The following is a 26,276-nucleotide window of genomic DNA, read 5'->3' as shown; positions in this document are numbered from 1 at the left end:
TCGAGGAGCGAAATATAAAATTCCGACTCTCACTTAAGAATACTAAAAATAAAAAATCATAATAAAGATGTTTTTTAGGAATACTAACTTTATTAAAGATTCTTAGTAGAACCATACGTATAGGAGAGAATAATAAAATGGAAGAGAAAAAGATATTTTTAGAGATAGAGAATCATTTACTTAATGATGAAAAACCATCTTTATTTTTAAATGAAGCATTGCATAAAGGTAGTTTTGATAAATATCCACTATCAATGATTAAAGATTTAAAAGAAGTACCTCAAAATCCAAAGTATCATCCAGAAGGGAATGTATTTATACATACAATGATGGTAGTTGATGAAGGTGCTAAAAGACGTGAAATAAGTAATGATAACAGAATATTTATGTGGGCTTTATTATTACATGATATAGGAAAAAAGCCTACTACTAAAATGAGAAAAGGAAGATTGACTTCATATGATCATGATAAAGTTGGAGCAGAAATGGCAGAAGAATTTTTAAATTATTTTAATGAGAGTCAGGAATTTATAACATATGTTAGAAAATTAATAAGATGGCATATGCAGAGTTTATTTGTTATTAAAAATACCAAATTTCAAGATGTTGAAGGTATTCTAAAAGATGTCAGTGTAGATGATATAGCATTAGTATCATTATGCGATAGATTAGGTAGAGGTGGATTAGATAATTCATTAAGAGAACAAACCTTAAACGATATAGAATTTTTTAAGAAGACATTGAATAGCAAGAAATAAAATTTAACATTTAAAATTATTTTTAATAATATGAATTAGAGTAATTATTAAGGAGTATATAGATGTTTAGAATGTTTCCATTTAAATTTGGGGGAACTATAAATATAGGAAATTTGGGAAATATGATAGGATCTTTTTTTGATGATATAGACTTATCAGGTTTAATAAATGAATTAGATCAAGAATATGAAGAAGAATATTCTCAAGAATCAGAAGATTTACAAAATGAAGATGTAGCTGAATTTATAAAATTAGAAGAATATAATGATATGTATATATTGACTATTGAGTTGAATGGAGTAGATTTAAGACAAACCAGTATACAATATAATCCCGGAAAGTTATCAATAAATTTAAATAAGATGGAAAAAGTATCACAACATATAGGGATGCTTTCATCAAATTATATGGTAAAGAAAAATTATAGAAAAGAATTTGATAAGATAGAATCTATAGACGAAAGTAAAATTATGAAAATATTAGAAAATGGAGTACTTAAAATATCTATGCCTAAAAAATATGCATTAAATGAAGACTCTAAAATAATAGATGTTAAAAACTATATAGAAAATTAAAATTAGGGAAGATTAAATCTTCCCTAATTTTATAAAAGTTCTAAATATTATTTTCTTTTATTAGCTACTTCAACATTAACTTTTTTTCTATTTATTTTACCGCCGATACATTTCTCTAATACTTTAGAAGAAACATCTTCATCTATAGTCACAAATGAGAAATTATCCATAAGATCTATTTTACCAATAGCAGCAGGTCTTACTCTACTTTGATCTTTTATGTAGTTTATTAAGATTTTTGGAGTTAAGCCATCTTTCTTTCCAACAGAGAAGAATAAACGTACATCATTTTTTGAAGCACTAGGTGCATCTAATGTATCAGTATTATATTCAAAACTGCTTTCATTTTCGAATTTTATTTTCATTAAAGATGCTATTATAGAAATTGGATCATAAGCTTCATTTAATTCTATAGCACTTGGAACAAATGTGCTAAAATCACCACTATCAATAGTTTCTTTAATTTCATTAACTATATTAGTGAATTTTCTACTATGTATTTCATTAGCTGTTGGAACTGATTTTTCTGTTATTGTACTTTTAGTTACTCTTTGAATTTGTTTAAGCATACCTAATTCTTTTGGAGTTACTAAAGAATATGCAGTACCAGTTCTATTTGCTCTACCAGTTCTTCCTATTCTATGAACATATGATTCTACATCTTGTGGTAAATCATAATTTATTACATGTGTAATACCGTCAACGTCAATACCTCTAGCAGCTACATCAGTTGCGATTAATAAGTTTAATGAACCATCTTTAAATTTCTTTAAAGTAGTTAATCTATGAACTTGAGACATATCTCCATGCATACCCTCAACTACATATCCTTTACCTTGAAGTTCTTCAACTAATTCGTCAACACCTCTCTTAGTTCGACAGAATATTATAGCAGAAGAAGGATTATCTAAATCTAATAATCTACAAAGTGCTTCAAGTCTATGTTTATTGTTAATCATAAAATAGTTTTGTTCTATTTTAGATACTGTAAGTGAACTTCTCTTTATTGCTACGTGCTTAGCATCTGCTTTCATGTAATTCTTAGCTAATTTTGCTATTGGAGCAGGCATAGTAGCAGAGAATAATAAAGTTTGTCTTTCAGCAGGAGTATTACTTATTATAGTTTCAATATCTTCGATGAATCCCATATTAAGCATTTCGTCAGCTTCATCTAATACTAGGAAATCTACTGTATTTAATTTAAGTATTTTTCTGTTTATAAGGTCTAACACTCTTCCAGGAGTTCCAACAACAATATCAATGTTATCTCTTCTTAAGGCTTTGATTTGTCTATCGATAGACTCTCCACCATAAACAGGTAATACATTTGCTTTTTCATATTTTGAAAGCTTTTTAAGTTCATCATTTACTTGTACAGCAAGCTCTCTTGTAGGAGCTAAAATAAGTGCTTTAATTCCGTTCGTGTCATTTAATCTGCTAAGTATAGGACAACCATACGCAGCAGTTTTTCCTGTACCAGTTTGTGCTTGACCAATTAAGTCAAAACCTTCTAGTGTTACAGGTATACTTTCTTCTTGTATTTGAGAAGGGGTATTAAATCCTAAATCCTCTATTGCTTTTACAATTGTGTCTTTAAGACCTAAAGAATAAAATTTGTTATCGTTCATTAAATATCCTCGTTTCTTTTATCTAAAATTGGTTACTTTATATTACTTAATTTACATAAGTCAAATAAAATAAGTTTAACAGAGTAGTTTATATAATGTCAAATCTAAAAAATTTACAAATTTTGAAATTTATAAATCTTGAAATTGCTAATTATCTTTATATTTACTACATACTATTGATCTAACTTTATTTGGAAGTTCATCTTGTTCTTCCTTTGTTAAATCTTTTGTATAAATTGGTGCATGTACTACAAGCTCTACATTTGCAGGCTTTATTCTATTAGTTTGCTCTAATAATTTGTAAGTTCCATTAATAGTAAGAGGAACTATAACGCATTTTGATTTTAAAGCTAATTTAAAACTACCAGCTTTAAAGTCACCAATTTCTTTTCCTTTACTTCTAGTACCTTCTGGAAATATAACCATAGAATAGCCAGTTTTAAGTATGCTAATTCCTTGAACTATTGCTTCAGCAGACTTCCTTAAGTTTTTTCTATCCATGAAAACGCAATTTATGTATTTCATCCATGTACTAATAAATGGAACAGTTTCTAATTCTTTTTTTGCGATAAAGCCTTTTGGGACATCAATAGAACTCAGTAATAATGGAATATCAAAATTACTTTGATGATTAGATACAAATAATATAGTCTCATCTTTAGGTATATTTTCTAATCCTACCACATTAATTCTTGCACCACAAGCTTTCATTACAAATCTTGCCCACTTAGAAGTAACTTTATGAATAAATTCTTTTTTTTCTTCTAAATTCCCCTTATTTTCTAAGGATTTAATTTTAAATTTATTCATAGATACAAATAATAAACTAAAAATTATGGCTATAGAAAATGTTATTGTTCTTATCATGTTTACACATCCTTAATTTTAATTACTACATAAATATAGTATATTATAAAAATGCATTATTTAAAAGATAGCAGCAAATACTTAAAGGATAAGCACACAAATTTAATTCTAGCCCTAAAATAATAATTTTAAAACCAATAATAAGATATATTTAAAATTATTTTAATATAAAATTAAAGGAAAATAATATAAAAAAGGATATAATTATTATAGTAGATAAAATATTGTTAATTATTTAAAAAAATTACGATAAATAAAATGAAGATAAATAAAGCAGAGGAGGATCAAATGGATACAGATGCACTAGAGAAAAACAATGATCTTATAGGCCTTAGTGATAAAGAAGTAACTGAAAGAATTGCTGAAGGAAAAGTTAATTATATTCCGAAAGCTCCATCAAGAACATTATGGCAAATAATTAGAGCTAATTTATTCACTAGTTTTAATACTATAAATTTAATATTAGCAATAGTAGTTATAATAGCTGGATCACCTAAAAATTCAATATTTGCAGGAGTTATATTAGTTAATACTTTAATTGGTATAGCACAAGAACTTAGAGCTAAAAAAACATTAGAAAAATTATCTGTTATAAATGAAGCTTATGCTAATGTTCTAAGAAATGGAGAGGTAAAAAAAATACCTTTAGAAAAAATTGTTTTAGATGATATATTGTATTTGGATACAGGAGCGCAAATACTAGCAGATTGTGAAGTTATTTCATCAGTAGAACTAGAGGTTGACGAATCTATGTTAACTGGAGAATCTGATTCTATTATAAAATATAGTGATGATAAATTATTTTCTGGAAGCTTTGTTGTAGCTGGAGAAGCGTATGCTAAAGTAACTAATGTTGGAAAAGAAACATATGCATCTAGACTTGCAGAAGAGGCTAAGAAATTTAAATTAATAAATTCAGAATTACAAAATGCTATAAATAAAATATTTAGAGTAATAATATGGATAATAATTCCGTTATCAATTTTACTTACAGTAACTCAACTTATGATAAACAATGTAACATGGCAACAAGCATCAATTGGAACTGTAGCTGGAATTATAGGTATGATTCCAGAAGGATTGGTTCTTTTAACAAGTGCTACATTCATAGTTGCAATAGTTAAACTAGCCAAATATGATACACTAGTTCAAGAATTATGTTCAACAGAAGTTTTAGCAAGAGTTGATGTATTATGTTTAGATAAAACAGGAACATTAACAGAAGGAAATTTAAAATTAGTTGACATAAAAAATATTAGTGATATTAAATCAGGAGAAATAGATACAGTATTAGCAGCACTTACATACAATTTACCTAGTAATAATGCAACTCAAAAAGCCATCTTAGAAATATATAAAGATTTTAATAATGATTTAAAATGCACAAATAAGATAGTATTTTCCTCTAAAAGAAAGTGGGGCGGTGCTACCTTTGAAAATTTAGGTACGTGGGTAATAGGAGCACCAGAAATTATATTAAATAAAGAATATAGTAGCATTAAATCATTAGTAGATGAAGAAGCAGCAAAAGGAAGAAGAGTATTACTTTTAGCTAAGGTTAAAAACAATAAACTTAATTATAAATTAAGTGGAGAGATTGAAGCTGTAGCTTTAATATTAATAGAAGACATAATCAGAGAACAAGCACCGGCTGTATTAGATTATTTTAATAAACAAGATGTAGAAGTAAAAATAATATCAGGTGATAATCCACTGACAGTTTCAACTGTTGCTAAAAAAGCAGGAGTAAATGGATGGGAAAATTCAATAGATGCTAGAAATCTTCCGGAAAATGAAGAAAAATTTAATGAAATGATTAAAAATAACACTGTTTTTGGAAGAGTAACGCCTCATCAAAAGAAGAGAATAGTTAAATCACTTCAAAATTCAGGTCATACAGTTGCTATGACTGGTGATGGAGTAAATGATGTACTTGCGTTAAAAGAATCAGATTGTGGAATAGCTATGGCAAATGGATCAGATGCAACTAAAGCAGTGGCACAGTTAGTATTGTTAAAATCAGATTTTTCAGCGTTACCTAAGGTTGTTGAAGAAGGAAGAAAACAAATAAATAATTTAGAAAGAGTTGCTGAACTATTTTTATCAAAAACAGTATACTCTATAATATTAGCTTTAGTTTTTTCATTGTTATTTTTACCATTTCCAGTTTTACCAATACAAATGTCATTAGTGGGAAGTTGTGCAATTGGTATTCCAGCATTTTTCTTGGCGTTACTTCCTAACGAAGGTGGAGTAAAGAAAGGGTTTTTACATAGAATTTTAACTGTGAGTATTCCCAATGGTATATTCTTAGCATTGTTTACAACATTAACATTTATAAGTTCATTTTATATAGGAGCTTCCATAGAGTACAGTAGAACTTTAGCATTACTTATGTTTTCAGGTGTTAGTATGATTATTTTACTTAAAGTATCAAGACCTTTAACAACATTTAAATTTTGTTTAGTAGTTTTGATGTTTGGAATAGTTATACTTGCGTTTATTACTCCAATAGGAAGAATTATTTTCACATTAGAAAAATTAAAATTAAGACATTGGATAATATCTTTAGTAGTAATAATATTATCAGCTCCATTAATTACTAAAATAGTAGACTTAGTAAGGAAGAAAGTTAATAAGGTATTTAAATTCGAATATTAGTTATTGGGAAGTGAGAGATTAATGTTTAAAAATGATTATATGAAAGAGATGGAAAATAGCTTAGATTTAATAAAAGAAGAAGTAAATAAAAATTTAATAAATGAGGAAATAACAAAGGCTAAAATTGCAGTAAATAATCAGCTTAGAAATTTAGTAGGATTAGATATTAATGCTATTGATACTTTATCATTTAATAGTGTTAGGGAAATAATTAGTAAAGATGCTTCTTATAATTTAGGAAAATATATTGCACTGGGAGAATTATTACAATTACAAGGAAAGATTTGCTTAAAAGACAACGATGAATCAATGATGTTAAATTATTATTTAAAATCACTACAAGCTTTTTATGAAATATATGATGAAGAAGAGATTAATAGTGATAAGTATATTAAAGATATAGAATGTTTAATAAATGATTTAAGAGAATATGATGTTCCATTAGAAAGTGATATGCAAATCTTTAAGTTTTACGAATTAATGAATAAGTTAGATAAAGCAGAAGATATGTTGTTTTATATTATAGATAAAAGTAATAATGATAAAAATAATATAGAAATGGGATTAGAATTCTATAATAAATTAAAACAAAAGCCAGAAGAAGAATTAATTAAAGGAAACTTACCATTAGAAGAAGTAGAAGATAGCTATTTAGAACTTAGTAAAAAACTTAAATAATATGTTGAATATTTTAATATAAAGCTCACTGAGCTAAGGAATTTACTTTAAGAATACTAGAATAAAGCTTAGTCTAATTAATGCGTGTTCCCAATGAAACATTGTGACAAGCAATTAATTCAAATTTTAAAAGGAAACTCGACTTCGCTGAGTAAGTTCGAAAATCCAAATGTAAAATTTGGTTTCTCACTTAAGGATTCTAAAAAGTAAATTCCAATGTCAGATTCGCCTTTATATTAAAATACCAACATTAATAAAAGATGATATTTTAAATGAACTTTGTGGAGATGGATTGTATAAATAGCATTACTTGACAATGGATAATAACTATAATAAAATTTAATATATAATTTCATAATTCAAGTCCTCATAGTTAAATGGATAGAACAGTCCCCTCCTAAGGGACAGATGTAGGTTCGATTCCTACTGGGGATACCATGATTATATAGAAAATGCCTTAACCACAATGGTTGAGGCATTTGTTATATTCAATATTGTACTATAAATTGTACTAAATTTTTTATTCAGCTTTTTGGTACTATATTGTACTAGGACTATATTTAAAAATATTATCTAATAAGCTAGCAGTATTATTTTTCATATCTTCCATTATGTGAGTATATGTATTCAATGTAGTCGCTATATCTTTATGACCAAGTCTGTCAGATACAACCTGTATATTTTCACCATTAAATATTAATATAGTACTAAATAGATATGTATTAAGAAAATTAATTGCATATTAAAAATATTATTGAGTGTTTAATAAATTTTTAATATAAGTAAACAACATTATTAATTTAGAAGTATTAAGCAATATTATATACTGGAATTTTAATATATAGATGCCTATGAATAAGAAATTAAGTCGAATATGAATAGTGAAATTAATATTTTATATTGAGTTATATTACATATTTAATAAATTGTGGAAATGGTATACAATTATGTTATTAGGTAAATTAGGGGGATTAATAGTAATGAAAAAGTTAAAATTAATAAAAGTAATATCCAGTTTATTAATAGCAGCGTCAGTATTGGCATTTGCTCCAATAGGAGCAAGTGCAGCATGGAAACAAGATTCTAATGGATGGTGGTATACAGAGGATAATTCATATGCTAAGGGATGGGATGTAATAGATGGAAAGTGGTATTATTTCGAATCATCTGGTTATATGGCTCATGACACAACAATTGATGGATATAAATTAGGTTCTGATGGTGCATTGTCAGCCAATAGGATACCAGTATCAACAATTACTCAGTGGACAACATCAACGAATGCAGAGTCAACATCATCAATAAATACATCAAAAGATGAAATGGTTGAGGTTACTGTTGAAAATGCTAAGGAACTTGTTAATGCCATAGGCTCCAACAAGAGGATTATATTAAAACCAGGAGTATATAATTTATCAAATATTAAACAAGTTAATAATATTGATAATTCAGTAATATGGAAAAATGTATATGATGGAAAAGAATTAAACATTCAAAATATTCATGATTTGACAATTGAGGGAATGGGACCAGGACAGGTAGAAATAAACATAGATTCTCGTTATGCTGAAATAATGAACTTTAATAATGTTAGTAATGTTACTATAAAAAACATTATTGCAGGACACACACCAGAACCATATCATTGTAATGCAGGGGTACTTAGCTTCCACAATAGTACTGATATTTCAATAATGAATTCAGAACTATATGGATGTGGCAGTGTAGGATTAAGTTTAGGCAATGTAAAAGGGCTAAACGCATCAAAATGTATAATAGATCATTGTTCTTTTGAAGCACTAAGGATTAATGGTTGTGAAGATATCAAATTTACAGAAAATAAAATAATTGATCATGAAGCTTACGGCAATATAATAGATATATCAGGATCAAAGGATATTATATTTGAAAAATGTGAATTATCAGGTAATAATAACTTTGAATATGGTTTCATTGGAGTATCAGGTGCAGACTTACCATATCATGAAGGCTCAAATGTCTTACTAGATAAATGTATAATAAAAAATAATTCAAGATCATCAGACACAGATTTCAATGTTGGTAAGACATGCTTCTTTAGTTGTGGAAAGAGCAGCAAAATAACAGTAAAGGATTCAGAGGTAAGCGGTAATAAGTGTGATTATTTAAAAGATAGCAGTGAAAGTGTGAAATTTGAAAATTGCACTTTTAATAATAATGTTTGGCGATAGTATGATTATAGGAAATATGAAGGAGAAATAATAAGATGAAGAGGTTAATGTTAAGAAAAGTAATAATAAGTTTATTATTAGTGGTATCAGTATTGGCGTTAAATCCAATTAGTGCTGATGCAGCTTGGAAGCAAGATAGTAAAGGTTGGAAGTATGGTATAGGTGTATATGAAGAAAGTGGTTGGCAGTTAATAGATTGTGATTGGTATTATTTTTATACAGGATATGATAAATATTCTAATGAAAGTATGCGTGGGTATATGGCTCATGATACAATTATAGACGGTTATCGTATGGGACATGACGGTAAATGGGTTGATAATCCTATATTTGGTGTAAAAGATTTAAATTTTAGAGAGATACTTAAAGCAAAAGTAGGTAGAGAATATGGCGATTTCTTAAAAGAAGAATTCAAAGGTGTAACTAATTTAACATTTGTAAATGCAAATGTTAGTACGTTAAAAGGAATAGAAAATCTTAAAGATCTTAATGTAATTGTAATAAGAGATGACGAATTATATGACATAGAGGATATAAGTAAGCTGACTAATCTTAGAGTGTGTTCTATACAATCTGCTAAGCTTACAGATATGAATAAGCTTATAGATATTTTAAAGAAGCTTCCTAATTTAAAAACAGTTTCTTTAAAGGGAAATAATTTTACTGCAAAAGAGAAACAATCTTTGGTTAAAGTATTGCCAAAAAATTGTTATAATATAAATTTCTATTATTAACAATAAGGCTAAGCAATTAGTATAATAAAAAATAGATATAAAAGGTTTTAAATTTTATTTTAAAACAAATGAAAAGAATGCCCCATCTAATCCTAAAAGATAAGCATTCTTTTCCTTAACCGTTAAAAATCTAATAGCCCTAAAACTAAAAAACGTTCTAGGAGAGTGCCATGTTACCAGCATGGCACTTTTTTATATATTTATTATATCACAATTCAAATAAACATAAAATATGACTAAAAAGCTTCATGTAAAGTACTTATCTTAATGTATTATTAGACTATACTCATTTTGCCATTGCTAAGTCAAATTACTCGGCTTACTTCAACTTATGTACATACAAATACTATATTAAAGCATATAAACACATGTTATTGAAATCTTTTTGTTCATTATAGGGGGAATTATGTATTAAATTTTGTGCAGTTTAACGAAATCAAGGAAATATTAAATTTTATAATGCATTTTTTAGTAAATTCAATTAAAATATATATATGTAAACTAAATTCATGTTATACAAATTAAGTAATTAGTAAAAACACACAAGTCACAACAAAAGAAAGGAAGTATATTGCATGGAGATTTTTGCTGAACAATTTATTCCTTCAGACAAATCACATAAAAGTAGCCAAGTCATGAAAAAGATTTCAATAGTATTATTTATACTATCTTTATTTATATTTTTTTTATCATTAATGATAGCGGTATCATTGATAGTATTATCTGTATTCTTATTTTTAAGTAGTATGTGTATATATGTTGATTATGAGTATGAATTTTTTGATGGAACTTTAACTATAACTAAAATATTTAATATGAGTAAAAGAAAAATTGTTTTAAAAATGGACAAGAGTTCTATAAAGAATTTATATGCTTTAGAATCTAAGAAAGATAATAATTCAAAAATAAAAAAGTTCTATACTACTAATATTGAAGGTCTTAAAAAATATAATTTTGAATTAAATAATGGTGAAATAGTTCAACTAGCTTTAAATACCGAGATAGAAAAGTTGGTTAATATTTTTCTTAAAAATAATATGTAAGATCATCTGTAAAAAAAGTTACATCATTTTTAATGGTGTGACTTTTTTATTCTTTATAAAATTACATCGCCTTAAAAATTAATGAATATGTTGATTTTTTAAGCATGTGTTTTTTATATTAATCCAATATATTACTTTTAATAATATTATGATATAATGTTGAGTAAAATATAATTATTAAATCAATTAGGAGAGTGATTTTTTTTGGACCCTAGTTATACGTGGGAGATAGTAACTTTAATAATATTACTTATGCTGTCAGCATTTTTTTCAATGTCAGAAACAGCATTAATGTCTATAAATAAGATTAGACTAAGACATATGGTGGAAGAAGGCGTACCAGGAGCAAAATTAGTAGAAAAACTTACAGAAGATCCAAATAAATTATTAGGAGCTATATTAATAGGTAATAACATAGCTAATATTGCAGCATCAGGACTTGCTACTGTGCTTGCAACTAATATATTTGGTTCAGGTGGAGTAGGAATAGCTACAGGAATTATGACTGTATTAGTATTAATTTTTGGTGAAATAACGCCTAAATCTATTGCAAAGCAAAGATCAGATTCTGTTGCTTTAAAAGTTGGTAAACCTATAAAGTTAATAGTTACTATATTTAAACCTTTTGTATATATATTTACAGCTATATCATCATTTTTTATAAAAATTTTAGGTGCAGATCCTAAAGCTACTGAACCATTTATTACTGAAGAAGAATTAAAAACAATGGTAGGTGTAAGTGAAGAAGAAGGCGTATTAGAAAATGTTGAAAAAGAAATGATATTTAATGTATTTGATTTCGCTGATCTTCAAGTAAAGGATGTAATGGTTCAAAGAGTTGATGTTACTGCTTTAGATTCAGAATCAACTTATGATGATGTATTAAAGATTATAAAAGAAGAACAATTTTCTAGAATACCGATTTATAATCAAACTATAGATGATGTTATTGGTATATTAAATGTGAAGGATTTATTAATGCTTGAAAATCCTAGAGAAAACTTTAAAATGACGAAATATATAAGAGAACCTTTCTATACGTTTGAATTTAAAAAGATTGTAGAATTATTTAAGGAAATGAAAAAAGAAAGAAATCATATTGCTGTTGTGTTAGATGAATATGGTGGTACTGTTGGAATAATTACTATAGAAGATTTGGTAGAAGAAATTGTTGGTGATATAGAAGATGAATATGATGAAGCTAATACAAGTATTGAAGTCATTAAAGAAAATGAATATATAGTAGATGGTAGTGTGAGACTTCATGATATTGGTGATTTAATAGGTACTGATATGGAATCAGATGAATTTGATTCTATTGGAGGTCTTATAATTGGAGAGCTTGGAAGAATGCCTGAAGAAAAAGAAGAAATTGAGTGCGATAATATGAAATTTATCGTAGAAAATATAGATAAAAATAGAATTAAAAAAGTTAGAATATTTACAGATAACGAATAATCATAAAAGACTGCTGGCAAAAATAATCAGCAGTCTTTTTTTAAAGTAGATTATGTTTTAACAGAGTATTGCATATATCAATACATATTTAAAACAGAGCTATAATCAAAAATTAATATATTGATTTTTATGGAGGGAAAAGATATGAATTTTTTAGATATTGCTAAAGAAGAAGCAAAGATAGCAATGTCCAAAGGTGAAATTCCAATAGGTGCAGTTATAGTAAAGGATAACATAGTTATATCAAAGGCTCATAATTTAAAAGAAACATTAAATGATATAACAGCTCATGCAGAGATATTAGCAATAAGAAAGGCATCAAAAATTTTAAATGACTGGAGATTAAAAGGAACGGAAATGTATGTTACTTTAGAACCATGCTCTATGTGTGCTAGTGCTATAATTCAAAGCAGAATATCAAAATTACATATAGGGACATTTAATAAGGACATGGGAGCTTGTGGTTCTGTAATAAACCTTATAGATAGTAGAAAGTTAGATTCGTTTGTTAATGTTAATTGGTTATATGATGAAGAATGTTCAAAATTACTTATGGAATTCTTTCAGTTAAAAAGGAAACTTAATAAAAATAAATTATTATAGTATATGTTATAATAAAAATTACTCACAATATACATTAAAAATAGTAGTAAAAAATTTATGGTTTGGAGGATATTAATGCAATTTATTCAAATGTTTGATAACAAAATTTTGGAGTTTATACGTATTAACTTACATAGTCCGATGATGGATAAGATTGTTCCTATAATAACTTCTTTAGGAAATATGGGATTAGTATGGATAATTATAGGATTAGCATTTATATCTAATAATAAGTATAGAAAATATGGTTTTATAATGTTATGTACATTATGTATTGGTGTATTAATTGGTGATGGAATCATAAAACCACTAGTTGGAAGAATAAGACCTTTTAATTTTGTTGAAAATATAGAATTACTTATAAAGGCACCTAGTAGTTTTTCATTCCCATCTGGACATACTATGTCTTCATTTGCAGCAGCAACTATTATTTATAAAGCTAATAAAAGAATGGGAATTGGTGCATTTTTATTAGCAGCACTTATAGGATTTTCGAGAATGTATTTATATGTTCACTATCCATCAGATGTGCTAGTTGGGTGTGTATTAGGAATAATTTTAAGTACTTGTATTTATAAAATAATAAGTCCTAAGTACGATAAAAAATTTAATAAGTCGTAAAATAAGATACAAATGAAGAGGAGTGTGGTATTTATGAATCCAATAGCTTTTAAAGTAGGAAATTTTGATATTAGATGGTATGCCATTATAATTTTAACTGGAGTTCTATTTGGGTTAATATTGGCTTATTATAATTGCAATAAGAAGAATTTAAGCTTTGATATTTTAAGTGATGGATTTCTTGTATCTTTTCCAGTAGCTATTATTGGAGCAAGATTATATTATGTTTTATTTGAATTTGAAAATTATAAAGAAAATGTACTTGATATATTTAATATAAGACAAGGTGGTTTAGCTATACATGGTGGATTAATAGCTGGATTAATAGCTGCATTTGTTTATGCAAGAGTAAGAAAAATAAATTTTTTAGATTATTTAGATGTGGTAGCTCCATCGATAATATTGGCTCAATCTATTGGTAGATGGGGAAATTTTATGAACAGTGAAGCACATGGAGGAGAAGTAACTTATGAATTTATAAGTAAGTTTCCACAGTTTATACAAAAAGGAATGTATATTAATGGAACATATTATCATCCTACATTTTTATATGAATCTATTTGGAATTTAGTAGTATGTATTATTCTAATTAGTATACTTTATAAAAAGAAAAAAAATAATAAGGGAATAGTTATATCTAGTTATATTGTTTTATATTCTGTAGGTAGATTTTTTATTGAGGGACTTAGAACTGATAGTTTAATGTTGGGTGGAGTAAGAGTTGCTCAATTAATAAGTATAATAGGAATAATTTTCGGGCTTTCTTTAATTATTTATATTAGAAAAATTAAAAATAAGATACAAAATATTCAGTTGAATTAGGCATTTTTATATGATATTATAAAAAAGCATTATGCCTTTGGAGAAATGTCCGAGTGGTTGAAGGAGCACGCCTGGAAAGCGTGTATAGGGTTCACGCTCTATCATGGGTTCAAATCCCATTTTCTCCGCCAAGAATTTATTGGTTTTTCTATTTATGACATGTAGATAGATTATAGAGTTTAACAAAATATATACTTAAGAAACACATTTTTTAATGAATTTAGATTATGTGTTTCTTATTTTTTGTTTAAAAATATATAAGTTAAATATGGTGAAATATAAAGAAAAATATTCATGGAAACTTTGGATTTGTTATTTATTTTCATGTGCCTAAATAATATTTAAACAAAAGGTTGAATCAAAAAAATATATATGATATTATGAATTGGCAATAGAAAAATATTAATGTTTTTAATTTAAATAAATATTAATATTAAGGAAAAATTTAAGATAAATTCATAATAATATATATATTTACAAAAGTATATTAATAGTATTATCTTGTATTTATAGATGGTATGTGTTATGATGTAAAAGTATAAAAAATGTATAGTACTTAATATGGTTTGATGCCTAATGGAGGCAGATACTTTTCATTAAGAAAAAGAATTATTGAGGTTCGAATCCTCTTCATACCACCATTCCGTGCTAGATGGGGAGTTAGCGGTGCCCTGTAACCTGCAATCCGCTATAGCAGGATTGAATTCCTCGTAGAGGTATTAATTTTTTATAGTCTGACCTTTGTAAGTGGTGTTGATGACTGGGTCCCACGCAATGAAAGCGTATGAACCTCGTCAGGTCCGGAAGGAAGCAGCGATAAGTGCACACTGCATGTGCCGTGGATCAATCTGGTCTGAGCTAACTGCAAAGGTAACGTATAGGGAATTTTTATCGAAGCGAGGTGCACGGTTTATATACATAAACCTTCACAGAGAATGAAGGATTTTTTTTCGAATTAAATTAGGTTATTCTTCAATAGGATTAACAATATAGGACAAAACAATAGGATAAGAAAATGAGGGAATTTAANNTTAAATTCCCTCATTTTCTTGTTCTTTTTTAATATATAGGAGAGTGTAAGATTTCAACTAAGAAAGTCTACTTAAATTTATAAAGTTATATTCTAATCCGCTTTTTTCATCAGTTATAACATCTGATTCATAATCTATTTTAAAATCATCATAATTTATTTGCGGAAAATAAGTATCCCCATTAAAATCTTTATTGATTTTTGTTAAGTACAATTTATTAGAATAAGGTAATAGCTGTTTATAAATTTCTCCACCACCAATTATAAAAACTTCATCGTCAGAGTTATTATATTTATTTAATAATTCCTCGAAATCATAAATTATTTCTACACATTCAGAGTTAACTTTAAAATTTTTATCTCTAGTTAAAATCACATGTTTTCTATTAGGTAATACTCCAGGAAGAGATTCAAAAGTTTTTCTTCCCATTACAATAGTTTTTCTGCTTGTAATTTCTTTAAATCTTTTTAAGTCCTCAGAAATGTGCCAAATTAATTTATTATCACTTCCAATAACATTATTTTTAGCAATAGCTACTATTATTGATAACATTTATAAGCCCCCTTTTAATATCTTATTTAAATCATATAATCATTTTAGTATTCCTAAGTTCAATTACTCTGACCAGTTTTATTTATGCATATATCAACACTCAACTAAATTTTAAACTGAAACAGGCATTTTTATTGATTCATGATGCTTGTAATCTTCAAGTTTAATATCATCAGAAGTAAAATCATAAAAATCTTTAATTTCAGGATTTATCCAAAGCTTTGGAGCATCATAAGCTTGAGCTTTTCTTTCTAATTGAGTTTTCATTCCATCAATTTGGTTTTCGTAAATATGTGCATTATTTATTACATGAGTAAATAGTCCAGGTTTAAGACCTGTTACTTGAGCAATTAAATGAACTAATACAGCATATTGGCTGGTATTAAAAGGAATTCCAAGTGGCCAATCTCCACTTCTTTGTACAAGCATACAATTAAGTCTACCATCAGTTACATCCCACATAGTTAGGAAGCAACAAGGACAAAGAGCTCCACCATCTAAATAAGGTATTTGCCATAAATTAAGCATCATTCTTCTATCTTGAGGATTATTTTTTAAAGAATCTATAAGTTTATCTATTTGGTCAAATTTTTTAACAACCCAACCATAAGATGTTCCGATAGTTCCATCTTCCATTTCCCATTCATCCCAAATATGTACGTTTTGTTCTTGAAGTTTTTTTACGTCATTAGATTGATCCTTAAAAATCCATAAAAGTTCTTTAACAGCTGTTTTAAAAGCAACAAATTTAGTAGTTAATATAGGAAATTCTTTTTCTAAATTAAATTGCATTACTTGATGGGGGATTTTATAAGTAGGCATTCCAGTTCTATTATTATCATAATACCCATTATCTAAAATATTTTTAGCTATTTCTAAATATTTATCATCATATAAACTCATTTTATCTACTACCTCCAAAATTTTTACTAAGTTATGCTTAAGTATTTAGATAATTATAATTTATGTAACTTATAATATATCAAAATCAGTTTAAAACATAATCTTTTACTAAAATACTAATATTCATTTTAACATATGGACATATTAAAAGACAGTATTGATATTTTAATATAAGGTTCATAGATAAATGAAGTAAATAGAGTATATAATATTAGGAAAATTAAGAAGTTGTATATAGAAGATAAATTAAGTAATTTAAGCTTTATATTATTTATTAAATTATTAGTGTATAATAAATATATGATTTAATGGAAATAGAAAGGTGGAGGAAACCTTTGGCATATACAGCTTTATATAGAGAGTGGAGACCAAGGACATTTAATGATGTAGTAGGTCAGGAACATATAACAACAACATTAAAAAATGAAATTTTAAATGATAGAATTGCACATGCATATCTTTTCTGTGGAACAAGAGGAACAGGTAAAACATCAACAGCTAAAGTTATGGCTAAGGCATTAAATTGTTTTAATCTTCAAAATGGAGAGCCTTGCAATGAATGTGAGATGTGTAAAAAGATAAATGAAGGTTTATCAATGGATGTTACGGAATTAGATGCAGCATCTAACAATGGAATAGATAGAATAAGAGATATAATTGATGATACAAAATATCCTCCACAAGAGGGTAAGTATAAGATTTATATATTAGATGAAGTTCATATGTTATCAGGGGGAGCGGTAAATGCATTTTTAAAGACATTAGAAGAACCGCCAAGTAATGTTATATTTATATTAGCAACTACTGATCCTCAAAAATTACCTATAACTATTTTATCTAGATGTCAAAGGTTTGATTTTAAAAGAATAAATCAAAAAGATATTTCAGATAGATTAAGAAAAATAACTGAATCACAAAATGTTAGTGTTGATGAAAAGAGCTTAGATTTAATTGCTAGAGTGGCTGACGGTGCTATGAGAGACTCTTTAAGTATATTAGATCAAGCAATAGCTATGGGTGATAACAATATAAAATATGATGACTTAATAAGCATATTAGGGTTGGTTACAAACGAATATTTATTTGACATAACTAATTCAATAGTAGAAAGAAATATAGAAAAAGCTATGGTAATAATTGATAAATTAGTTTTTTCAGGTAAGGATATTCATTTATTTATAAAAGATTTAATAGGACATTTTAGAAATTTACTTATGGTTAAAGTTTCTAATACTCCAGAAGAGATTTTAGATATGTCTCTTGAAAATATTGAACTTATAAAAGAGCAAGGTAAAAAAATACGTATTGAAGAAATAATGAGAGGGATTAGAATTCTTCAAGAAGGGGAAGCTAATTCTAAAGTAAGTAAACAAAGCAGATTATATTTAGAGCTTAGTATAATAAAGATGTGTAAAATAGAATATGATACATCAAGTGAAGTCATGCTTGCTAGGATAAATAAGTTAGAAGAAAGCATAAAAAGTGGTAAGATACAAGTAGTATCAAATTCACAAATAAGTGAAAAAGCACATTCAACTGACGTAGTATCAAATAATCAAGTTAAATCTCAAGAAAAACAAGTTAAAAGAGAGCAACCTACTGTATCAGAAGAACATAATGTTAATGTTGAATCTTCTTTAACAATAGATAATATAAAAAGAGCTTGGTCAGAAATATTAGAGGCATTTAAAGCAAAAAGAGCAATGGTTATATATGCATCTATAGTAACTGCAAGACCATATAAATTTGAAAATGGTGTAGCCACATTATTATATGAAGCATCATATGCCTTTAATAAAAATAGATTAGAAAAATTAGAATATAAAAAAATTGTTAATGAAGTATTTTCTGAAGTATTAAAAGATAAAATAATAGTAAGGTATGAAGTTGAAAATAATAAAGATGGTGAATTAAGCAAAGAAGAATTGCTAAAGCAAAAGTTAGATGGAATGCCTTTTGAAATATTAGACGAGTAGAATCAATATTTTAATGTAGTAAACAATAAGAAAATGTTCTATAATAGAGAGTAGAAATTTATTAAGAGGAGGATTTGTATGGCAAAAGGAGGATTCCCTGGAGGTTTCGGGGGAGGAAATATGAATAACCTTATGAAACAAGCGCAAAAGCTTCAAAAGCAAATGGAAGATATGCAAAAGGATCTTGAAACAAAGGAATTTGAAACATCAGTAGGTGGCGGTGCTGTTTCTGTAACAGTAACTGGTAAAAAAGAAGTTAAATCTATTAATATAAAGCCAGAAGTAGTAGATCCAGATGATGTAGAAATGCTTGAGGATTTAGTACTTACAGCAGTTAATGAAGCCTTAAGAAAAGCAGAAGAAGAAACTGCTAGCAAAATGGGAAAATTAACTGGTGGAATGCCAGGAGGATTATTTTAAATAATAAAATAAAATATTATCTAATAAAATCCTAAGTAAAAATAAAGCATACAGAATAGAGGAAATTCCTTAAAGCTGTATGCTTTTAACTATCTAAATTCGAATCTTTAGCTCAATGATTTAGCCAAGCGTTGCTTATGCAGGTATCAACACTCTGCTAAAATATGAGATATATAAAGGAGAAGTGTAATATGGAATTTTATCCAGTAGCCATAGAAAAATTAATTGAAGAGTTTGCAAAATTGCCAAGCATAGGGAAAAAAACAGCACAAAGATTAACTTTACATATATTAAATCTTCCTGATGACGAGGTAAGAGAGTTTGCAACCGCATTAGTTAAAGCGAAGGGAACAATAAAATATTGTTCAACATGTGGAAACTTTACAGATAAAGATCCTTGTGCATTATGCTCAAATCCTAATAGAGATAAGAGTACAATATGTGTTGTAGAACAACCAAAAGATATAATGACAATGGAAAAAGTAAAAGAATTTAATGGAGTGTATCATGTATTGCATGGAAATATATCACCTATGCAGGGAAGAGGCCCACAAGATATAAAGATAAGAGAACTTGTTGCAAGAATGAATGAAGAAGTAAAAGAAGTTATATTAGCAACTAATCCTAATATAGAAGGAGAAGCAACAGCTATGTATATAGCAAAGGTATTAAAGCCATTAGATGTTAAAGTAACTAGAATTGCAGCAGGAATACCAGTTGGTGGAGATCTAGAATATGCAGATGAAGTAACCCTATCTAAAGCACTAGAAGGTAGAAAAGAAATATAGATAGTTTTAAAAAAGCATGGTGATCTTATAGTATAATGCTCATGGACAAAACTTTTAAATGAAACTCGACTCATGTACAATCGCTGAGTAAGTTCGAGAAACAAAATATAAAATTTTGGCTCTTACTTAACAATACTAAAACAAAGCTTAGTCTAATTAATGCATGCTCCCAATGAGACATTGTACTGTGTGAAAGTTCGTGTTTCCAAATGTAAAATTTGGACACTTACTTTTGACAAGCAATTAATTCAACAAATCTTTATTAAGTATTGTAGAAAGAAAATTCCAACGCCACTGCGCTCTTATACTATAATATCACTGTCTAATTAAAAACAAATCTATAAAACAAATCATAGAACTAAAAATGGAACCCAATAGATATTGGGTTCCAGAAAAAAAGGTGTTATATAGATGGGAGTTAGAACTTTTTATTTGATATGAGTGAAAAGTTTTTATAGTAATATATTATGAATTCTTTAAAAAAAGTGTTACTATAATTAAAAAAATATATAAAAATTAAGTATATACATTCAAACCTATGGATAAGATTTTAATAGTAGTGTTTGGAGGTATTTATATGAATAAAAAGAGAATAATTGAATATTTAATTAATAGAACAAAAGATATAGATGTAAATAAGGAATTAATAGAGCAATTAGAAGATACTAAGTCTGAAATTGATGCAGCACGAAGTATGTTCGATAATGTGAATGATTCTAAATTAATTGAAGTAGCAATATATGCAGAAGAAATGGCTAAAAAAAGATATGATTATCTATTACTTATAGCTAAATCAAAAGGAATTAAAGTGACTGATGATTATGTTTTACAAAGGAACATTTCTTCAAAATAATAAAAAGGAGTTTGTGTATGAATGAGCAATATATAATATATGGTTTGATTGGATTAGTTTTATTATTTTTAATGATAAAACTTTTAAAATGGCCATTAAAAATTCTTATAAATGGAGTGCTTGGAGTTGTAATATTATATGTAGTAAATTTAGTTGGTGCTAATTTTAATTTTGGCTTAGCAATAAATCCAATTACTGCATTAATTGCAGGCTTTTTAGGTATACCAGGAGTAATACTTTTAGCTATACTACAAGTATTTTTATAAGTATTTAAAATTAAGATATTTAAAATTTGAAAAACTAAAAGATAAATAGAGCTTGTTGTTTGTTATTTATTTAAATTAAATAATACAAGCTCTATTTTTATTTTTCACAGAAGTTTATTTGAAAATTGCAATGTGAAGTTGGAGAACTCATAGAAAAAATTCAACTAGAATTTTTACAATATATTGTTTTAGAAATCTTGGAACTTTTAATATAAGATAATTTGTAAACATTTTATTACTATTAAGTATTAATTTTAAAAAAATTCAAATATTAAGAGAATAATAAATTTTAAGGTTATATAGACTTTCATATTGAGAGTTTCAAAATATATTTAATAAATATTAAGAAATTATATATATATTTATTAATTTGTTGTACTTATAATTCTAAGTATAGCTCACGTTAAGGAGGAAAATTGATGAATGTTTTAGAAATAGAAAATCTTTATAAAACATTAGGAAAAACTGAGATAATTAAAGGAATAAATCTTTCTATAAAGCAAGGAGAAATATTTGGATTTTTAGGTCCTAATGGTGCAGGAAAAACTACAACTATAAGAATGTTAGTAGGCTTAATACAACCTAGTAATGGTGAAATAAGAATATGTGGTTATGATTTAAATAAAAATAAAGAAAAGGCACTTAAAAACGTAGGAGCTGTAGTTGAAAATCCTGAATTATATAAATATCTTTCTGGAAGAGAAAATTTAATGCAAATAGCAAGAATTAGAAGTGTATCTAAAAAAGAAGTAGAAGAATTAGTAAAGCTTGTAGGTCTTGAAAAACGAATAGATGATAAAGTTTCAAAATATTCTCTTGGAATGAAACAAAGATTAGGACTCGCAGTAGCTTTAATGGGAAATCCTAAACTGCTTATATTAGATGAACCTACTAACGGACTAGATCCAACAGGAATATTAGAATTTAGGGAACTTATTAAAAAAGCATCTAAAGAAAAAGAAATCTCAGTATTTATTTCCTCTCATATATTAAGTGAAATTCAAAATTTATGTGATAAAGTAGCATTCATAAATGAAGGCGTAATTCAGTCTATAGAGAAGATGGGTAACAAAGGAATATATCAAGGAAAAGATGATATAATTTTAAGGACAAAGACTGCTATTGAAAAAGTATTAGATATAGTTAAGACACTACCATATGTTATTAGGAGTAAAACAAATGGAGATGAAATAATATTGCTTATAGAAAAAGACATGACTCCTAAGTTAATAAAAAAATTAGTAAACGAAAATATAGAAATTTGTGAAGTCTATAAAAACAAACAAGAATTAGAAGAAAGATATATGGAACTTATGAATGGAGGATCTATATAAATGATATTTTTGTTAATAAAAAATGAACTTATAAAGATACTAAAAAGGCCTAAAACATGGATTGTATTTGGATTATTTATAATATTCATGCTAGTCGGTATGTATGGCTTACATCATGAAGATAAAAATATGAAAAAATATAATTCTCCACAATATAAATTAGAACAAGTTGAAAAAAGTATTAATTATACAGAAGAAGAAATGAGCAAAATAGAAAATAGTAAAGATAAAGAATATTTAAATACGTTAAAAGAAGATTTGAAACATTATGAAGAAGAAAAAATAAAATATGAAAATCAAATAAACAATCCTAGTAATGTTGATCAATGGAAGCTAGATGTGACAGAAGAAATAAAGAGTCATGAGGAAAATTTAAAAAATAAAGACATTGCAGAGGAAGACAAGACATGGATTTCGGAAAGAATAGATAAACTTAAATACTTAGAGCAAAATAATATAAAACCATTATACGGATATGAGTTTAATGCTTATAATTATATAGACAGTGTTATGGCTATATTAGGCATGGTTTTATTAGCAGTAGGGATATCTGTATTTATGAGTGATATAGTTTCAGGGGAATGTACTCCACCAACGTTGAAATTCTTGCTAGTGCAACCTGTATCAAGGGGAAAGATTTTGTTATCTAAATTTATAGCTATAACAATTACTGTATTAACAATGATTATATCAACAGAAATTTTAACATTTTTGGGACTTGGAGCTGTGAAAGGATTTAATGCAGGAACATATCCTAAAACAATGGGAGTAAGGTATTTTTTAGATACTTCAAATATGCCAGCTCAAAGATATCCAGACTTAGTTAGAATCGCTAATACAGGTAGAATAGGAAACTTTAATGAGTTGATAATAAGGTCGTTATTATTACAAATATTTTTTATAATAACTTGTTGTTCAATAATATTTTTAATATCAACATTATTTAAAAGCAGTAATGTAACTACAGCTATATCAATTATAATAACAGCTTCAGGAACTATAGTATTTCAAATGTTTGAATTTTTATCAAAGTTTTCACATCTTGTATTTTTAAGTTATGGTTCTGTAACAGCTGTAATAACTGGTGATATAGCATATATGTATAAAAACGTGAATATAACTCCTATTAATGGAGTTATTGTAATGATTTTAACTACAATAATTAGTTATACAATTGCACATATTGTATTTAAAAAGAAAGAAATATTAATTTAAAGCTTTGAATTTACTTTATAAAAATGTATTATAATTTAGTAGTATAATAATTGTAATATTATAAGGCATATGAAAATAAATAACAAGTCAAAGATGCGACGGATATTTTGTGAAATACAATGACTTGGGTTCTGCTAATAGTTATGCTATTAGTAGATACCAATGAAGAAGTAGTTCTCAAAATAAACTAGCACACTGACTAGTTATTTATTTGAATGTGCCTAATTTCAAAGAAAGGAATTGATGTTATGCCAGCAGGAAATGGAGTTAATTGTGAAGATTGTCCAGAATTAAAAAATGGAAAATGTAATTCGCATGATTTAACATGTTTATGTTATAGATGTCCAAGAAAATTAGCACAATGTATGTGTGTAAAGTATTGTAGAGAAACAGAATCAGTATTATTTTTTGATGAAGAATATGATAGATATTAATAGAAAAAGATCCCTAATAATTTNNAAATTATTAGGGATCTTTTTTATTTATTTTTATGAATTTAGATTATTATTATGTGAATTAATTAATTTTTGTTAAAAAAAGAGTCTGTGGATAACTCAAATTATAATTTTATTTAAAGATTAAGAAATGTATCTTAAAGAATTTTTAAAGATTGAAAAATTCATAAACCTTAGGTTCTAGATAAATATTTAGTTGAAAGAGGGAGGGGATAAGAAATATATATATATAATTTAAAGTTAATTAATAATGTGAAAAACATTTTATTTGGTATCAATACATTGATAAAAATACCAAATAATGTTATTATGATGTAATAAATTAATATGTAAAATTTTGTTAATAATAAAACTAACTCTCCATTTTGTTTTATATGTATTTAATAATAAATTTCACAAATGATATAAAGGAAGCATAAATATATTAAAGAGAATATAAAATGCTTATGTTTGAAAAAAATGTACTTATAATTGTTATAATATAGCTAAAATTTATTGTTAATAAATTAACAATAAAAGTGAAGAAAAACACTAAAAATGGTTAAAAATTTAACAATAACAAAGTAGTACAATTTAAAGCGATAAAGTATTGAGTTAAATGTAAATAAGTAGTAAAATATACAAATAAATCAATGTTAAATAAGCACTAATAAGCAATATAATTTATTAATAAAATGGGGTGGTTTTAAAATGCATAAAAAATTATTTATTCCAGGGCCTGTTGAGGTTCGAGAGGATGTCCTAGAAAAAATGGCAACGCCGATGATAGGACATAGAAGTAAGGATGCTTCAATTTTACAAAGAAGAATAAGCGATAATTTAAGAAAGTTATTTTATACAAATAGTGAAATATTACTTTCTACAACTTCTGGTAGTGGACTTATGGAAGGTGCTATAAGATGTTGTACTGCTAAAAGAGCAGCTGTATTTTCCGTAGGGGCTTTCGGAAAAAGATGGTATGACATGGCAGTTAACAACAATGTTCCAGCTGATTTATTTTCAGTAGAAATGGGACAAGCAATAGATCTAGCAGAAGTAGAAAAAGCATTAAGTACAGGGAAATACGACTTAATTGCTGTTACTCATAATGAAACATCAACAGGAGTAATGAATCCAGTTGATAAAATAGGAGATATAGTTAAGAAATATCCTGATGTAGTTCTTATTGTTGATACAGTAAGTTCAGCAGCAGGAACGAAAATAGAAGTTGATAAATGGGGGATAGATGTTTGTATTACATCATCTCAAAAAGCTTTAGGTTTGCCTCCAGGATTATCAGTATGTACTTTTTCACAAAAAGCTAAAGAGAGAGCAGAAAAAGTTCCGAGCAGAGGGTATTACTTAGATTTATTAAAATTATATCAATATATTCAAAAGAAAGATTATCAATATCCTTCAACACCATCACTTTCTCACATGTTTGCTCTTGATTATCAATTAGACAATATACTTAATAAAGAAGGACTAGAAAATAGATTTGCAAGACATCTTGAGATGGCTAAAATAGTTAGAGCGTGGGCTAAAAAATATTTTGATATTTTCCCAGATGAAAATCATCTATCAAATACATTAACAACAATTAAAAATACTAGAGGAATAAATGTAGCTGATTTAAATAAAGAGCTTGGTAAAAGAGGATTCCAAATTTCTAATGGATATGGTGATTTAAAAGAAAAGACCTTTAGAATAGCTCATATGGCAGATTGCACAGTAGAAGATGTAAAGGAATTGCTTAAAAATATAGAAGAAATTTTAGGGTTATAGATTTTAGACATGTTTTGAAAACTGTGTATATATTCATAAGCAAAGGTGGACTGAGTAATTG

The 26,276-nt window shown here is 26.9% G+C and carries 24 protein-coding genes, 2 tRNA genes, 1 other RNA gene and 1 pseudogene; 23 read left to right on the top strand and 5 right to left on the bottom strand.

Annotated elements, in window-relative coordinates:
* Nucleotides 1-137: 137 nt before the first annotated feature.
* Both NG918_RS10910 and NG918_RS10905 read left to right on the top strand, forming a co-directional pair.
* A complete protein-coding gene (locus NG918_RS10910; protein WP_252216161.1) occupies nucleotides 138-758 on the top strand; it encodes an HDIG domain-containing metalloprotein in 621 nt (206 codons plus the stop codon).
* A 62-nt stretch (nucleotides 759-820) separates the two neighbouring features.
* Nucleotides 821-1,333, top strand: a complete 513-nt coding sequence (locus tag NG918_RS10905) for an Hsp20/alpha crystallin family protein (protein WP_252216157.1) — start codon at nucleotides 821-823, stop codon at nucleotides 1,331-1,333.
* A gap of 47 nt (nucleotides 1,334-1,380) precedes the next feature.
* Here the strand turns inward: NG918_RS10905 and NG918_RS10900 are convergent, their stop codons facing one another.
* The gene (locus tag NG918_RS10900; RefSeq protein ID WP_252216154.1) at nucleotides 1,381-2,961 is read right to left on the bottom strand and encodes a DEAD/DEAH box helicase; all 1,581 of its coding nucleotides are present in this window, start codon (nucleotides 2,959-2,961) and stop codon (nucleotides 1,381-1,383) included.
* Between the two features lie 147 nt (nucleotides 2,962-3,108).
* Nucleotides 3,109-3,828: a lysophospholipid acyltransferase family protein gene (locus NG918_RS10895; RefSeq protein WP_252216151.1), complete on the bottom strand. Its 720-nt coding sequence runs from the start codon at nucleotides 3,826-3,828 to the stop codon at nucleotides 3,109-3,111.
* Nucleotides 3,829-4,116: 288 nt separating this feature from the next.
* Here NG918_RS10895 and NG918_RS10890 point away from each other — a divergent pair, with 288 nt between their 5' ends.
* The 3 genes from NG918_RS10890 (at nucleotide 4,117) to NG918_RS10880 (ending at nucleotide 7,605) form a co-directional block, all read left to right on the top strand.
* The gene (locus NG918_RS10890) at nucleotides 4,117-6,489 is read left to right on the top strand and encodes an HAD-IC family P-type ATPase (protein ID WP_252216148.1); all 2,373 of its coding nucleotides are present in this window, start codon (nucleotides 4,117-4,119) and stop codon (nucleotides 6,487-6,489) included.
* A gap of 21 nt (nucleotides 6,490-6,510) precedes the next feature.
* Nucleotides 6,511-7,167, top strand: a complete 657-nt coding sequence (locus NG918_RS10885) for a DUF6483 family protein (RefSeq protein WP_252226180.1) — start codon at nucleotides 6,511-6,513, stop codon at nucleotides 7,165-7,167.
* Nucleotides 7,168-7,530: 363 nt separating this feature from the next.
* Nucleotides 7,531-7,605: transfer RNA gene (locus NG918_RS10880), tRNA-Arg, on the top strand.
* Between the two features lie 100 nt (nucleotides 7,606-7,705).
* On the opposite strand, the pseudogene NG918_RS10875 reads toward NG918_RS10880, so the two are convergent.
* A pseudogene (locus NG918_RS10875) lies at nucleotides 7,706-7,876 on the bottom strand (site-specific integrase); the annotation flags it as partial.
* A 271-nt stretch (nucleotides 7,877-8,147) separates the two neighbouring features.
* Here NG918_RS10875 and NG918_RS10870 point away from each other — a divergent pair.
* The 9 genes from NG918_RS10870 (at nucleotide 8,148) to ffs (ending at nucleotide 15,567) form a co-directional block, all read left to right on the top strand.
* Nucleotides 8,148-9,377, top strand: a complete 1,230-nt coding sequence (locus NG918_RS10870) for a right-handed parallel beta-helix repeat-containing protein (RefSeq protein ID WP_252226178.1) — start codon at nucleotides 8,148-8,150, stop codon at nucleotides 9,375-9,377.
* Nucleotides 9,378-9,412: 35 nt separating this feature from the next.
* Nucleotides 9,413-10,111, top strand: coding sequence for a leucine-rich repeat domain-containing protein (locus tag NG918_RS10865; RefSeq protein WP_252226176.1), 699 nt, complete (start codon nucleotides 9,413-9,415; stop codon nucleotides 10,109-10,111).
* A gap of 575 nt (nucleotides 10,112-10,686) precedes the next feature.
* Nucleotides 10,687-11,154, top strand: coding sequence for a DUF6106 family protein (locus NG918_RS10860; RefSeq protein ID WP_252216117.1), 468 nt, complete (start codon nucleotides 10,687-10,689; stop codon nucleotides 11,152-11,154).
* Between the two features lie 204 nt (nucleotides 11,155-11,358).
* Entirely contained in the window at nucleotides 11,359-12,612 is a 1,254-nt protein-coding gene (locus NG918_RS10855; protein WP_252216114.1) for an HlyC/CorC family transporter, read from the top strand.
* Nucleotides 12,613-12,756: 144 nt separating this feature from the next.
* Nucleotides 12,757-13,215 carry a nucleoside deaminase gene (locus tag NG918_RS10850; RefSeq protein WP_252226174.1) on the top strand — a complete coding sequence of 153 codons (459 nt, stop codon included), beginning with the start codon at nucleotides 12,757-12,759 and terminating at the stop codon, nucleotides 13,213-13,215.
* 75 nt (nucleotides 13,216-13,290) lie between these two features.
* Nucleotides 13,291-13,836 carry a phosphatase PAP2 family protein gene (locus tag NG918_RS10845; protein WP_252226172.1) on the top strand — a complete coding sequence of 182 codons (546 nt, stop codon included), beginning with the start codon at nucleotides 13,291-13,293 and terminating at the stop codon, nucleotides 13,834-13,836.
* Between the two features lie 33 nt (nucleotides 13,837-13,869).
* A complete protein-coding gene (gene lgt / locus NG918_RS10840) occupies nucleotides 13,870-14,658 on the top strand; it encodes a prolipoprotein diacylglyceryl transferase (RefSeq protein WP_252216105.1) in 789 nt (262 codons plus the stop codon).
* A gap of 39 nt (nucleotides 14,659-14,697) precedes the next feature.
* A tRNA-Ser gene (locus NG918_RS10835) sits at nucleotides 14,698-14,789 on the top strand.
* A 512-nt stretch (nucleotides 14,790-15,301) separates the two neighbouring features.
* An RNA gene (ffs, locus tag NG918_RS10830) (signal recognition particle sRNA large type) lies at nucleotides 15,302-15,567 on the top strand.
* A gap of 179 nt (nucleotides 15,568-15,746) precedes the next feature.
* On the opposite strand, the gene NG918_RS10825 is transcribed toward ffs, so the two are convergent.
* Together NG918_RS10825 and NG918_RS10820 are read right to left on the bottom strand one after the other, a co-directional pair.
* Nucleotides 15,747-16,241, bottom strand: a complete 495-nt coding sequence (locus NG918_RS10825; RefSeq protein WP_252216103.1) for a dihydrofolate reductase — start codon at nucleotides 16,239-16,241, stop codon at nucleotides 15,747-15,749.
* A 111-nt stretch (nucleotides 16,242-16,352) separates the two neighbouring features.
* The gene (locus NG918_RS10820; protein ID WP_252216100.1) at nucleotides 16,353-17,144 is read right to left on the bottom strand and encodes a thymidylate synthase; all 792 of its coding nucleotides are present in this window, start codon (nucleotides 17,142-17,144) and stop codon (nucleotides 16,353-16,355) included.
* 335 nt (nucleotides 17,145-17,479) lie between these two features.
* On the opposite strand from NG918_RS10820, the gene dnaX reads away from it, so the two are divergent.
* The 9 genes from dnaX (at nucleotide 17,480) to NG918_RS10775 (ending at nucleotide 26,215) form a co-directional block, all read left to right on the top strand.
* On the top strand, nucleotides 17,480-19,120 hold the full coding sequence (dnaX, locus tag NG918_RS10815; protein ID WP_252216098.1) for a DNA polymerase III subunit gamma/tau: 1,641 nt from the start codon (nucleotides 17,480-17,482) through the stop codon (nucleotides 19,118-19,120).
* Between the two features lie 78 nt (nucleotides 19,121-19,198).
* Nucleotides 19,199-19,540 carry a YbaB/EbfC family nucleoid-associated protein gene (locus NG918_RS10810; protein WP_004443240.1) on the top strand — a complete coding sequence of 114 codons (342 nt, stop codon included), beginning with the start codon at nucleotides 19,199-19,201 and terminating at the stop codon, nucleotides 19,538-19,540.
* A gap of 191 nt (nucleotides 19,541-19,731) precedes the next feature.
* Complete coding sequence (recR, locus tag NG918_RS10805; protein WP_252216095.1) at nucleotides 19,732-20,328, top strand: recombination mediator RecR; 597 nt, start codon at nucleotides 19,732-19,734, stop codon at nucleotides 20,326-20,328.
* Nucleotides 20,329-20,905: 577 nt separating this feature from the next.
* Nucleotides 20,906-21,181, top strand: coding sequence for a YaaL family protein (locus NG918_RS10800; protein ID WP_252216092.1), 276 nt, complete (start codon nucleotides 20,906-20,908; stop codon nucleotides 21,179-21,181).
* A gap of 17 nt (nucleotides 21,182-21,198) precedes the next feature.
* The gene (locus tag NG918_RS10795) at nucleotides 21,199-21,447 is read left to right on the top strand and encodes a pro-sigmaK processing inhibitor BofA family protein (RefSeq protein ID WP_252216089.1); all 249 of its coding nucleotides are present in this window, start codon (nucleotides 21,199-21,201) and stop codon (nucleotides 21,445-21,447) included.
* Between the two features lie 419 nt (nucleotides 21,448-21,866).
* A complete protein-coding gene (locus NG918_RS10790) occupies nucleotides 21,867-22,781 on the top strand; it encodes an ABC transporter ATP-binding protein (protein ID WP_252216086.1) in 915 nt (304 codons plus the stop codon).
* The gene (locus tag NG918_RS10785; protein ID WP_252226168.1) at nucleotides 22,782-23,996 is read left to right on the top strand and encodes a DUF2705 family protein; all 1,215 of its coding nucleotides are present in this window, start codon (nucleotides 22,782-22,784) and stop codon (nucleotides 23,994-23,996) included. It begins immediately after the preceding gene.
* Between the two features lie 248 nt (nucleotides 23,997-24,244).
* Nucleotides 24,245-24,430, top strand: coding sequence for a hypothetical protein (locus NG918_RS10780; protein ID WP_252216207.1), 186 nt, complete (start codon nucleotides 24,245-24,247; stop codon nucleotides 24,428-24,430).
* A gap of 711 nt (nucleotides 24,431-25,141) precedes the next feature.
* On the top strand, nucleotides 25,142-26,215 hold the full coding sequence (locus NG918_RS10775; protein ID WP_252226166.1) for a pyridoxal-phosphate-dependent aminotransferase family protein: 1,074 nt from the start codon (nucleotides 25,142-25,144) through the stop codon (nucleotides 26,213-26,215).
* Nucleotides 26,216-26,276 lie beyond the last annotated feature (61 nt).

Source organism: Clostridium sp. ZBS2 (assembly GCF_023845855.1).
Taxonomy (GTDB): Bacteria; Bacillota; Clostridia; order Clostridiales; family Clostridiaceae; genus Clostridium; species Clostridium aquiflavi.
This window is presented reverse-complemented; position numbering and strand designations above follow the sequence as displayed.